This window comes from Pseudoalteromonas rubra (assembly GCF_004212645.1).
GTDB classification, from domain to species: domain Bacteria; phylum Pseudomonadota; class Gammaproteobacteria; order Enterobacterales; family Alteromonadaceae; genus Pseudoalteromonas; species Pseudoalteromonas rubra_G.
On the sequence record NZ_PPUZ01000005.1, the window covers coordinates 19974 to 32238 of the forward strand.

General features: G+C 46.5%; 10 protein-coding genes and 1 pseudogene. 9 read left to right on the top strand and 2 right to left on the bottom strand.

Features of this window, described 5'->3' with window-relative positions; all coding sequences use genetic code 11:
* Window positions 1-14 precede the first annotated feature (14 nt).
* From C3B51_RS02350 to C3B51_RS02365, 4 genes are all read left to right on the top strand, one after another.
* The gene (locus C3B51_RS02350; RefSeq protein WP_240701836.1) at window positions 15-1289 is read left to right on the top strand and encodes an FG-GAP repeat protein; all 1275 of its coding nucleotides are present in this window, start codon (window positions 15-17) and stop codon (window positions 1287-1289) included.
* 252 nt (window positions 1290-1541) lie between these two features.
* Window positions 1542-2429 (top strand): sce7726 family protein, encoded by an 888-nt coding sequence (locus C3B51_RS02355; protein WP_130244044.1) that lies wholly within the window; start codon window positions 1542-1544, stop codon window positions 2427-2429.
* Window positions 2387-3298, top strand: a complete 912-nt coding sequence (locus C3B51_RS02360; protein WP_130244045.1) for a sce7725 family protein — start codon at window positions 2387-2389, stop codon at window positions 3296-3298. Before C3B51_RS02355 ends, C3B51_RS02360 begins: the two co-directional genes overlap by 43 nt.
* On the top strand, window positions 3299-4372 hold the full coding sequence (locus C3B51_RS02365; RefSeq protein ID WP_130244046.1) for an RES family NAD+ phosphorylase: 1074 nt from the start codon (window positions 3299-3301) through the stop codon (window positions 4370-4372).
* A gap of 363 nt (window positions 4373-4735) precedes the next feature.
* Here the strand turns inward: C3B51_RS02365 and C3B51_RS24130 are convergent.
* Window positions 4736-4843 (bottom strand): annotated as a pseudogene (locus tag C3B51_RS24130) (hypothetical protein); the annotation flags it as partial.
* 109 nt (window positions 4844-4952) lie between these two features.
* Here C3B51_RS24130 and C3B51_RS02375 point away from each other — a divergent pair.
* The 5 genes from C3B51_RS02375 to C3B51_RS02395 all read left to right on the top strand — a co-directional run bounded on the left by C3B51_RS02375 (window position 4953) and on the right by C3B51_RS02395 (window position 10657).
* A complete protein-coding gene (locus tag C3B51_RS02375; protein ID WP_130244047.1) occupies window positions 4953-5303 on the top strand; it encodes a hypothetical protein in 351 nt (116 codons plus the stop codon).
* Between the two features lie 69 nt (window positions 5304-5372).
* Window positions 5373-5981 carry a hypothetical protein gene (locus tag C3B51_RS02380; RefSeq protein WP_130244048.1) on the top strand — a complete coding sequence of 203 codons (609 nt, stop codon included), beginning with the start codon at window positions 5373-5375 and terminating at the stop codon, window positions 5979-5981.
* The gene (locus C3B51_RS02385; protein WP_130244049.1) at window positions 5981-7096 is read left to right on the top strand and encodes an efflux RND transporter periplasmic adaptor subunit; all 1116 of its coding nucleotides are present in this window, start codon (window positions 5981-5983) and stop codon (window positions 7094-7096) included. The genes C3B51_RS02380 and C3B51_RS02385 overlap by 1 nt, the downstream gene beginning before the upstream one ends.
* A gap of 8 nt (window positions 7097-7104) precedes the next feature.
* Window positions 7105-10212 (top strand): efflux RND transporter permease subunit, encoded by a 3108-nt coding sequence (locus C3B51_RS02390; RefSeq protein ID WP_130244050.1) that lies wholly within the window; start codon window positions 7105-7107, stop codon window positions 10210-10212.
* Between the two features lie 70 nt (window positions 10213-10282).
* Window positions 10283-10657, top strand: coding sequence for a hypothetical protein (locus C3B51_RS02395; protein WP_130244051.1), 375 nt, complete (start codon window positions 10283-10285; stop codon window positions 10655-10657).
* 107 nt (window positions 10658-10764) lie between these two features.
* Here the strand turns inward: C3B51_RS02395 and gorA are convergent, their stop codons facing one another.
* Entirely contained in the window at window positions 10765-12123 is a 1359-nt protein-coding gene (gene gorA / locus C3B51_RS02400; protein ID WP_130244052.1) for a glutathione-disulfide reductase, read from the bottom strand.
* Window positions 12124-12265: the final 142 nt, after the last annotated feature.

Consider the following 12265-nt stretch of genomic DNA (forward strand, 5'->3'; position numbering starts at 1 on the left):
TAAAAGGAAGGAACGTGACAGTAAGAACAACGGTAAAGCTGAGCCTTTGTGCCATACTGACGGCACTGGCTGGTCACAGCGTTGCGCAAGACAGGTTGCTGGCCAATGATGGCAGGGCGCAAGATTCTTTTGGCTACGGCGCGGCAATTGACGGCAATACGGTGCTGGTGGGCGCACATCAGGCCGATGTAAATGGCATTAAAGATGGTGGTGTCGGGTATGTGTATGTGCTCGGTGATAAAGGCTGGCAGCAACAGGCTAAGCTGATCGCCTCCCCTCTGTTTGCTGATGATACGCTGGGTGGCAAGGTGGTTCTGAACAACCACATCGCCATGCTTGGTGGCATGAGGCGCGATGATAAAGGCGAAGATGCCGGCGCTGTGGTGGCCTTTGAGCGCTATGCCGATAAATGGACACAGACGCAGATTTTTACCGCGCCCGATGCCAAACCCGGAGATGCCTTTGGCCAGAGCCTGGCATTAACAGACACGACACTGGTCATCGGCGCACCACGCAACGATACAAAAGCGAATGACGCGGGTGCGGCCTATATTTTTCATCGCACAGGGGATAGCTGGCGCTATCACAGCAAAATCACCGCCAGCGATGGCGCTGCGGGCGACTTATTTGGTATTGACGTCGCGATAGACGGTAACACTATTGTAGTTGGTGCTGACTTACATGATAAAACCGCAGAAAACGCCGGTGCCGTGTACGTGTATGTGCTCGAAGATAACCAATGGCAGCAGCAAGCCAAGCTGATGGCCACCGATGGTGGAGACACCGATATCTTTGGTGTCAGAGTCGCCATTTCCGGCGATACAGCCCTCATCTCCGCGCGCCGAGATGATGTAGAGCACCTGGGTGTAGATGCCGGCTCTGCTTATATTTTTGAGCGAAAAGGCACAAGCTGGACGCAGGCTCAAAAGCTTACGTCACCGGATGGCGCAGCCGATGACCGCTTTGGCCGTGGCGTGGCACTGAGCGGCGATACCGCCATCATCAGCGCCATGAACCATGATGCACAAGGCAAAGACACTGGCGCATTATATGTCTATAAAAAGCACCCCGATGGCTGGCGTTATTCATCAAAAGTGGTCGCGAAAAATGCGCAACCCGGCGACCAGTTCGGCTGGAATGTCGGCCTCTCCAGCGGTAAGGCCGTGATAGCCACTCCACATCATGATGCAAATGGCAAAGAGTCCGGCGCGGTTTACGTGCAGGATCTGAATCAGTTCAGCGCATTTCATATTGAAAATCGGGTTTCGGTTACGGAGAAGGGGAAGTAAAGACTTCGCATTAGAGTCTGGGAGCGATGAGTAATGTCTGGCTACCACTTTGATTGGATGTGCCAGGCATTATCGAAGGCGTAAGGGCGACCTGCTAGCAAGGGTTAATCAGATACCCGAGTGGATATGGCAAACTGTTTAGATGTTGTACAAGGTTGGACGGGTTACATAAAGAGTGTCATATGAGCTATTGTTTATCATTATACGTACAAGGTATAGTTGCGCATCTTTTATGAGCCCTAATTGAAAGTTATGACAATCACAGCTAGAGAGGCATCAAAATTATTTAATAGCAACAAGCTTTCAGCGTTGGCTGACGGTGACTATTCGCATGTCGAAAAAGTTGCTAAAGGCTTCTTGAATCAAGAGATTACTAATTTTAATGTGTGTGATGTCTACGAGCATACTTATAAGCGGTTAAGTCAAGAATATCGTTCGGAATATTATTTCAAGAATACGATAGCTCGTAGAAGGCTACTGGGGCGTCATTCTTTGAAGACTGCAACGATGCTGTCTGAGTTTCGAGTTGGTAGAAGCAAGGCTGATTGTGTCATCTTAAATGGAAAGTCTACTTGTTATGAAATTAAATCGGAATACGACACGTTAAACCGCTTAGAAGAGCAATTGAATGATTATCTCAAGTTGTTTGATGAAGTTTATGTAGTATGTTCTGCGAAGAATCTCGATAGTGTATTGAAAACGGCTGATGAAAGAGTTGGTGTTTTGGAGCTTACTCAGAAAAACTACTTTAGTGAAAAGCGTGCAGCAACACCTCGTATTGAACCCATAGACATTGATTTGTTGATCAAGTCTTTGCGCAAAGAAGAGTATTTAGAGCTAACTCGTCGAAATACGGGTGAAGTGCCCACTATCCCAAATAGCAAATTAGTTAGCTTTTGTAAGTCAGCTCTCAAAACAGTAGAGCCAGAAAAAATTGCAACAGGTTTCATTGAAGTTCTAAAGGAAAAGCGTTTTAATGATGGTGATTTATTGAACGTGTTACCTAGTTCTCTAATAAATGCAGCGATTAGCTATCAGTTTTCTAGTCCCCAAATTGAGGCGTTAAAAAGTATATTTGGGGCTTGTAAGGAGAGTAGATGTATTTCCCATATCTCAGAGGAAAGCAGTTTGAGCTTATAGCTCTTAGAGAGTTATCAGAGTTCATTTCAACGGATTACCTTAGGCCGATAATCGAGCCAGTCAAACTCAACTTATCCCCCCTAATAAGAACAGTTAAACACCTCAATGAAAAAGGCTTTTCCCCGCTTATTATTATGAACCCCACGGTCGGTGAATTATCCAGTGATAGTCAGCTTTTACTAGAAGAGTTGGAGGATGAAGAACTTGAATACTTACCTTGCGTGGTATTACGAGGTGGAGAGTCAGTTTCTGCACGTGAAAGTTTAGGCCGGTTACAACAGCCTTTCGCAATACGGATTACGGAAGGGATTGACCAGGAGGGAATTGCTCTCGCACAAGGTGCGGAGTTGGTCGTGGTTGACTATGATCTCCCTCCGAACGCGATAAATAAGCTCAAAAATGTCGTGCTTCTAGGCGATTTCTTTCGCAAACAGAAAAGAAATGCGGACTACCTAAAAGAATCTTCATTTTCACATCTGCATTCAACATATTCATCTCAGAAAAACGTTGTTGGTTTTGGTGACTATACAATGATAGGAAGTGAATATAGCGAGTCTGGTGGTCCGGCGTATGTGGTAACTATCCATGCATCGTATATTAATGAAGGTATGTTTGATGAAATGTTTATCCGCCATTACTCATCTACAGATGACGGAACACCAACTGACCCTGCCGGTAAGTTTGCTGAAGCATTAGCTAAATTTATCATTGAAGCAGATGAAGAACCAAGTATTTATTATCAATCAGCTGCAATAGATGAGTTCAGAAAGTTATATAGGAGCGGACATTTTCCTGGTTTAGGGCTGGTTAAAAAACTCTCGATGGAGCACCACATCGAAACTGTATGTAACTATTTACAGGGAAGATAAATGGCTCAATGTTGCTTAAATTGTTTTACAGATAGAGCCATAATCGAACTAATTCAGAGGGAAGGTGATATTTCTCGTTGCTCTTTTTGCGATTCAGATGAGTTTCTGTGTATTGCTCCTGAAAAGTTGACTGGTCTGTTTGAGTTAGTGCTTGGCTGCATAGTTGAAGATATAGACGGAGAAGAGATTCAAAATGTCTATGTTGATGAATTGAAGATTGTATCAGAAACTGTTCGGCGTCCTAATGACTTAATTTCGCAGATAATGGGAGAAGAATTCAACGAAAAAAAGTTCTCTTTTAATGCTGGGATAGTTGAGTATCAAGATGCGTGGAATGCTTTTAAAAATCACTTGATTAAAGAAAATCGCTTTTTCCCGAACAACTCTCTTTTCGGAAAGATCTTTATCAATGAGAGTAATAATGAAGACACAATAACAACAGAAGCTGCTGTTTTTCTCCGAACGATTGACGCTTTGAGTCGTCCACGAGACAGCGGTTTTATATTTCACCGAGCAAGAGTTTCTGACAAAGCCTTGAGAGCTCATGAAATGGGAAGTCCTCCAGCCGCAATAGCTTCGGCAGGAAGAGCTAACCCCGTTGGGATACCATACCTTTATGTTGCGGAAGATTTTGATACTTGTTGCCAAGAAGTAAGACCAAGCAACGGTGCAACAATTTACGTATCGGAAGTTATAGCTGCGAGGGATTTGACGCTAGTAGATTTGACTGCACCAAAGCAAAAAGTCGCCCTCTTGAAATTTGAAGAAGAAGAAATTGAACTGACATTGAAGTGTTTAAACCTCTTACAGCAGTTTTCCGAAGAGCTATCAAAACCAGTACTTCCGGAAAAATCACAATTGGACTACATTCCAACGCAGTTTATCTGCGAGTACCTTAGAACCATTGGCTCATACCAAGGAACTCAGTCATATGATGGAATTGTCTTCAATAGTTCTTATGGTTCAGGACAAAACGTTGTTTTATTTTCTGATGACTCGGTAGAAATTGAAGCGCCCACTGCACATACCGTTACTTCGGTTTCTGTTGAGGTAGAGCAGCTTAATTTGAGCTAGACAGACAAATTATTTACTAGCTAAGAGGCTTTCAATGTCATAAACATGGGCATACATGTACCAGAGTGGTCGGTAATTCAGGGTGGTATTGTGTAGGTATTAGTTTTCAATGGCAGTAATTTATGTATAAATTCAATCTTAATTTAAAGTTTTCTGATGTTTTCATCCCTATTTTGCTCTGGCAGTTGGTGATTGTGATGACTTTTGGTATTGCACTTCCTTTTTTCTGCTTTATTTGACGAAGGTTGTCTTGAATAATCTGACAGTTAAGAAATATTCAATATCAGACAGGTTAAATTAGTAAACACAATAAAAGCGCGATTTTTACAAATTCGCGCTTTTTACTTCTGCTCACGATGAGCATTACCTCATTGTCACAAATTCCTCAGACCCCGTCGGGTGGATAGCCACAACCGAGTCAAAGTCGGCTTTGGTGGCGCCCCTCTTCATAGCCACGCCAAAGCCCTCAATACAAAAGACAGCCTTGGACAGTTGGCGGTTGAATTTTAGAAAATTAAAAATTGAGCTCGATTTATTTCGGTGGTAGGATTTCGTCAAACTGTTAATCTTTAGTCGCCTAATGCATAAATTGACGCTCATTCTGATCATGCTTTGCATTCTGAGTACCCAGGTATTCGGAAGCGTAGCTTATGAAGGAGAGCATAAGTCTCAGGGCGATGTGCATGCTTTGTTGCACGAAATTGGTCAGCCACACAGCCACGACCATGATGATGAGGGTGAGTTCAACCTCTCGTTTTCAAAAGAAGCTGTGCAGCACATCAACCAAGATCTTGATTGTTGTACCACGGGTATCGTTGAAGTTTCACCCTACTCAAAATCTGAAGTAAAACCGACAGGCCCGATTGCATCAATTAGTGCAGATTGGTCGCCTCCTTTTATAAAACATACCACACCTCCCCCCAGAGCTTAGTCCAACTTAACTTTTCGTTGTCAGTGACTTGTGTCAGCTGGCAAGTGTTTTGTTTTTTTTGGATTAACTATGTCTTTTACATTGAATATGCTGCGTATGGTGCAGCTGAATGCGAACGTTATTTACGCTGCGCTGATCGCATCGTTATTTGTGGTTTCCAACGCGATGGCATCACCCGGGGCGCATGGTCCGAATGGTGAACACCTGGATACGCGAGCGAAAGTTGCGAGTTCCACAAATCCCAAGTTTGAAAGCTTTACCGAAACGTTTGAGTTAGCCGGTGAGCTGTTTGAAAATGAACTCGTTATTTACCTTCATGACTTTAAAACCAACACCCCAGTTGCGCATGCATCAGTGGATCTGGAGCTTGGCAATTTAAGTGCAAGTGCCGAATTTTCTGAGCAATTACAAGCTTATGTAGTTACACAGCCTGCAATGCTTTCTCAGTTAAAACAACCTGGGTTACATGAAATTGTTTTGACCATTTTGACTGAACACAGTGGTGACTTATTAGTTGCGAATTTAGAAAACCATCAGGCAGTTGAAGGTGCCGACGCTCACGCAGATTCTGAGCACGATGAGCATCATCATGACTTCCCATGGCTGATGATTGCATTGTGTATTGGTGTGTTCGTAGCCGGATTGTGTCTGGGCCGTATCTCAAAGGAGCGTAAATAATGACGTTTAAGCATGCAATATTGTTTTCATTAAGCTTATGTTCGCTCAGCGTGTTGGCTTCTCCCGGGGCCCATGGGCCAAATGGCGAGCACCTTGAACTGAAACCAACGAAGGTGGAAGGTGCATTAGGTAAACAGGCTGACGGCTCCGTCATTATGCCGATGAAGCATCAGGCATTACTGAAAGTGCGCACTCAGTTTGTGCGTGAGTCTGAAGTGAAAAAACAGGTTCGCCTGGATGCCATTGTTAAACCTCACCCTGACGGGTACGCAAAAATTCAATCCAGCAGTGACGGCCGATTGGACGCGCCGCAAACGGGTATCCACCCAACTGGTGCTAAGGTGCAAGCTGGGGATGTGCTGGGGCTTATCCGTTACCAGGACACCGCATACGAACTCGCCAGCCAAACCAGCGAGTTAATCGCCATTCGTAACCGCATTGAACAAACCAATCGCGATGTTGCACGTTTAAGAAAGCTGGGCGACTTAGCCTCAAGGCAAGCATTAGAGCAGTTGGAGACAGAGCTTTTAAGCTTAAAACAACAATCTGAAGCACTGCAAAAAGGGCTAGAGAAACCGGAGGTGTTGATTGCACCTATCTCAGGTGTACTCATTAACCACACAGTCTCCAGAGGTCAGTGGGTTGAAGCAGGTGAAGCGTTATTTGAGATCATTGCCCCTGAGCAGTTTTTAGTTGAAGCCAGCACCCGTGATTTTGCGTTAACTCAGCAGCTAACATCTGCGAAAGTTGTCGAGCAGCCTGATATTTCACTCAATTACCTTGGTTTTTCACCTGAGCTGGTCAACGGCTTAGTGCACCTCAACTTTGAGCTGTCACAGGGCCAGGATAATACTAACTTGTTTATTAATCAGAGTATTAGCATACAGGCGCCGATTGATGAAAAGCTCAAAGGCATTGTGATCCCAGCTGATGCGGTTGTACTGAGTCAAAATAATTTGCCACAAGTCTGGATTAAGCTCTCGGCAGAGCGCTTTTTGCCACAGCTTATTCGTTATCAACACCTTGAGCCTGGACTTGTGTTAGTCACCGAAGGCTTAGGCGCAGATAACCGCGTTGTGGTTGACGGTGCATCACTACTCAACCAGGTGAGATAGGCGGTAAGATGTTTAATTTATTAGTCAAAAGCAGCCTTAAAAACCGTTTGGTTGTGCTCTTGCTGGCCTTTGTCATGATGGCTTACGGCGTTTTACAAGGGCAAAAACTGCCGGTTGATGTCTTTCCAAACCTGAACAAGCCCGTGGTCACCGTACTGACTGAAGCAGGCGGTATGGCACCTGAAGAAGTCGAGCAACTGGTGACGTTTCCACTTGAGAATTTGCTCAATGGTGTGACTGGTGTCACGCGGATCCGCTCAACATCAGGCATTGGCTTATCCATTGTTTACATTGAATTTGAGTGGGATACGGATATTTACCGCAATCGCCAGCTGGTCTCGGAGCGGCTGGATTTGGCCTCAGAGCAATTGCCTGCGGGCATAACCTCGGTGATGGGACCTGTATCATCCATTATGGGTGAAGTCATGTTAATAGCCTTGCCTGTTGATGAGCAGGGCGATACCGATGCAATGGCTGCCAGAGAATATGCCGATTTTGTTTTACGACCACGTTTACTGGCTATCCCTGGTGTTTCGCAGGTGATCCCGATTGGTGGTGAAGTCCGTCAGCTGCGCGTGTCGCCCGATACGGTGCGTATGCGTCAACATAAAGTGAATTTAGAATCGCTTCAGGCCTCTGTCAGTGATTTTGCCGCTAATTTTGGTGGTGGCTTTGTGGATTTGAACAATCAAGAGTACCTAATTCGCCATCAGGGGCGTACCTTAGATGTTAACCATCTTAAAAGCCTTGCGGTTGGCTGGCACGAGGGGCGTCCGGTGTTGCTTTCCGAAGTCGCATCGGTGAGTTATGCCGCAGCTGAAAAGCGCGGTGATGGTGGCTTTAATGGTAAGCCCGCGGTGGTGATCAATGTGCAAAAACAACCCAATGCCGATACGGTTCAGTTAACAACGCAAATTGAAGCGGCGCTGGCTGAGTTAAAAACGGGTTTACCAAAAGGTATCGCGCAGCCGCAGGTGCTGTTTCGTCAGGCCGATTTTATCAAATCGTCAATTGATAATGTTACAGAAGCCCTGCGGGATGGCGCAATCATGGTCACAATTGTGCTGTTTTTGTTCCTGCTCTCAATTAAAACAACCATTATTTCACTGTTTGCCATTCCGCTTTCCTTGGCTGTCACTGTATTGATTTTCCAGTGGCTAGGGCAAAGTATTAACGTGATGACGCTGGGGGGCCTTGCGATTGCGATTGGGGAACTCGTGGATGACTCCGTGGTGGATGTAGAGAACATTTTGCGCCGTTTAAAACAAAATGCACAATTGCACTCGCCAAAGTCAGTGTTTGAGGTGGTCTGGCAAGCCAGTGTTGAGGTGCGTTCGGGCATTGTCTACGCAACCGCCATTGTGATTCTAGTGTTTTTACCTTTATTTGCGTTACCCGGTATTGAGGGACGGTTGTTTTCACCGCTTGGCCTGGCCTATATCGTGGCGATCCTCGGCTCGTTATTAGTGTCGATGACCGTCACACCGGTGCTGTGTTACTACTTGCTGCCCAATGCCAAAGTGATCCATCAGGGTGACAGCTGGCTGGTTATTAAACTGAAGCATTTACAAAGTCTTTGGATTGACTGGGCATTGCCTAAATCAAAGCAACTGATAGCAGTGACGGGCCTTATCGCGGTGATTTCAGCGGCCAGTATCACGCAATTTCCCCGCGCGTTTTTACCTGCCTTTAACGAAGGCTCTCTGGTGCTCGGCATTATTTTTGAGCCAGGCACCTCGCTGAGCGAGTCGAACAAAATGGGGCATTTAGCGGAGTCTCTGCTGTTATCTGTGCCGGAAGTCACGCAGGTCGGCAGGCGAACGGGTCGCGCTGAGTTAGATGAACATGCCGAAGGGGTTCACTCGTCTGAAGTGGATGTTGATTTAGTGCCCTCAGCGCGCAGCCGCGAAGAAGTCCTAGCTGAAATTCGTGACAAGCTATCTGTATTGCCAGGACAGGTTGCCATTGGCCAGCCGATCTCACATCGACTTGATCACTTGCTGTCAGGTGTTCGGGCTCAACTTGCCATAAAACTCTTTGGTGATGATTTAGAAGGTTTGCGGATCAGCGCTGAGCGACTGCGTAAGAAACTCGAAAGTGTGCCTGGCCTGGTTGATGTAAATATTGAAAAACAAGTACTTATTCCGCAGTTGAATGTACGTTTAAAATATGACGATCTGGCCAAATATGGCCTCACACCGGGCTCTGCACTGCGTCAGTTAAATATGCTTACTGAAGGCACCAGTGTTACGGATGTCATTGATGGGGTGAAGCGCTTCGAGCTGGTGCTCAGGTTGGAGGATACAGAGCGTACTCCCAGTGCCATCGCCAATACTTTGATTGATTCTCCGGCGGGGGCCATTCCGGTCTCGTATATAGCAGATATTCAATTACAGGACGGGCCTAATCAGGTGCTCAGGGAAAATGGTCGCCGTCGCTTAGTGCTTTACGCCAATAGTGAAAATGTTGATGTAAAACAGCTGCTAAGTTCTATTCGAGAGATAGTGGCGGAACATCAATTACCCGATGATAGTTTTGTCAGCCTGGAGGGGCAATTCTTAGCACAGGAACAAGCCATGCGTTTACTGATTGTGCTTAGCGTTTTGTCATTCGCATTAATCTTTCTGGTGCTCTACTTACGTTATCAGTCAATGGTATTTGCAGTCATCATCATGTGTAGTTTGCCGATGGCCTTGATTGGTGCGGTGGTTGCAATGTGGTTAACCAAAACCTCACTATCGGTGGCGTCTGTAGTTGGTTTTATCACGCTTACTGGAATTGCAGCACGCAATGGCATTCTAAAAATAAGCCATTACTTAAATCTAATCCGTTTTGAGGGGGAGTCATTTGATAAAGCCCTGATAATACGAGGCGCAAAAGAACGGTTGTCTCCGGTCTTGATGACGTCAATGGTAACGGCGTTTGCACTTATTCCGTTACTGTGGGCAGCAGATCAGCCGGGTAAGGAAATACTGCATCCAGTAGCCATTGTTATTTTTTCCGGCCTGATGAGCTCGACTCTGCTGGATACCTTATTGACGCCATTGCTTTACTGGAAATTTGGCAAAAGACCAACGGAGCAATGGCTCAATAGTAACTCAAAAGATCTAATTTAATAAACCAATGCCCCTTTGCGAAGGAGCATCGGGGTACATTTTTAATATCAACACATAGAGAGAAAAAAATATGAAAAACACATTGATAACACTCGCATTAATTGCATTGAGCGCACTGTTTTTTGCACCATTTTCACATGCACACGGTGACACCAAACCGGTTCACGGTGGTGTGGTAAAGGTTGAACATGAAATGGTATTTGAGCTGGTACGCGAAGAAACCGGTGCAAGCCTGTATCTTCGTGACCATGGTAAACCTTATCCAACGGCTAAAGTAACAGGCGATATCACTGTACTTGCCAATGGTAAAAAAGCAGGTGCGGCGTTAACGGCTGCGGGTGATAACAAAATGACTGCTGACGTTGTGATTCCCGATGGTGCCAAAGTGCTGGTTAAAGTGAAGGAAAGTGGCCATCACTCAGTGACGGTTCGTTTTACATTTTAAGAAAAGCACTGAATACCCTAAGCTATGTTTAGGGTATTCAAGGGCGACTCGGGAGCCGAACGGTGCTTAGGTTAACGACCATGTAAGCCGTTTGATTACGAGGAGCATTACCTCATCGTCACAAATTCCTCAGAACCCGTCGGGTGTATAGCCACAACGGAATCGAAGTCGGCTTTGGTGGCGCCCATCTTCATGGCCACGCCAAAGCCCTGGATCATTTCATCAACCGCAAAGCCGATGCCGTGCAGGCCAACGATTTTTTCGTCCTCACCGGCGCAAACCAGCTTCATCTTACAGGGCTGGCGGTGCTGGGTTACTGCGGTGTACATGGCCGCAAAGGAGGACGTGTAGACTTTGATGTTGTCTTCGCCGTACTGCTTGATGGCTTCTGGTTCGGTCAGGCCGATGGTGCCGATCGGCGGGTGGCTGAAGACCACGGTTGGGACCAGGTTGTAGTCCATTTTGGCGTTGGGCATATCCGGGTTAAACAGGCGCTCTGCCAGCATTCGACCGGCTTTAACTGCCACTGGTGTCAGCTCAATGCCGCCGTCCATAATGTCGCCCAAAGCGTAAATGCCAGATACCGAGGTGTTCTGATATTCGTCTACTTTGACGTAGCCGCCGTCTGTAATGGCCACATCGGTGGCAGCCAGGTTGATTTTATCAGTCACTGGCTCACGACCAATCGCCCAGATCACTTGCTCAACCGTGTGTGATTCGCCGTTTTCGAGGTGCAAAGTGACGCTGCCGTCGTCATTTTTGCTCAGTGATTTAGGTACGCTGTGAGTGTGTAGTGTTGGCCCTTCTTTGTCCATGACTTCGGTCAGGGTGTCGACCAGGATAGGGTCAAAGTTACGCAGCGGCGCATGTTTACGCACAAACAGGTGCGTTTCTGTGCCCAGGCTATGTAGTACGCCCGCCAGCTCAACGGCTATGTAGCCCGCACCAATCACAGCCACGCTTTTTGGCTGCGCCTTGAGCTCAAAGAAGTCATTCGAGTCAATACCCAGCTCAGCGCCCGGAATATTCGGAATAGACGGACGACCACCCACGGCAATACAGATATGGTCGGCGGTGTAGTGCTCGCCGTTGACTTCTACCGTGTTGTTATCAACAAATTTGGCAAAGCCGTTGATCACGGTCACGCCATTGCTGGCCAGGTACTTGTTGTAGCCCTGGTGAATACGGCCAATGTAGGCTTCGCGGCTTTCAACCAGTTTGCCCCAGTCGAAGTCTTTCACCTCTACATCAAAGCCATAATCCGGTGCGTAAAGCTTAATGGCTTCGGCAACTTGTGCGCCGTGCCACATTACCTTTTTAGGCACGCAGCCCACGTTTACGCAGGTGCCGCCCATGTGTTTGGCCTCAATAAGCGCGACTTTAGCGCCACGCATTGCCGCCCGGTTAGCCGAGGCAATACCGCCGCTGCCGCCACCAATGGCGATATAATCAAAATGTTGTGCCATGCTTTAATCTCTATAAATGCTGATAAATGGCCCTAGCTTAACACTATATCTGCCGGGGCAAAGTCTGGCGGGATGAATTTTTCCGATGATGGTCATCGCTTTTTTCGATTAACGAGTGAGGCTGCGAGTGAACAGCGCGTGT

Coding starts and splice junctions, on each gene's coding strand:
- C3B51_RS02355 (WP_130244044.1), top strand. CDS start 1,542: ATGACAATCACAGCTAGAGAGGCATCAAAATTATTTAATAGCAACAAG.
- C3B51_RS02380 (WP_130244048.1), top strand. CDS start 5,373: ATGTCTTTTACATTGAATATGCTGCGTATGGTGCAGCTGAATGCGAAC.
- C3B51_RS02375 (WP_130244047.1), top strand. CDS start 4,953: ATGCATAAATTGACGCTCATTCTGATCATGCTTTGCATTCTGAGTACC.
- C3B51_RS02385 (WP_130244049.1), top strand. CDS start 5,981: ATGACGTTTAAGCATGCAATATTGTTTTCATTAAGCTTATGTTCGCTC.
- C3B51_RS02390 (WP_130244050.1), top strand. CDS start 7,105: ATGTTTAATTTATTAGTCAAAAGCAGCCTTAAAAACCGTTTGGTTGTG.
- C3B51_RS02360 (WP_130244045.1), top strand. CDS start 2,387: ATGTATTTCCCATATCTCAGAGGAAAGCAGTTTGAGCTTATAGCTCTT.
- gorA (WP_130244052.1), bottom strand. CDS start 12,123: ATGGCACAACATTTTGATTATATCGCCATTGGTGGCGGCAGCGGCGGT.
- C3B51_RS02395 (WP_130244051.1), top strand. CDS start 10,283: ATGAAAAACACATTGATAACACTCGCATTAATTGCATTGAGCGCACTG.
- C3B51_RS02365 (WP_130244046.1), top strand. CDS start 3,299: ATGGCTCAATGTTGCTTAAATTGTTTTACAGATAGAGCCATAATCGAA.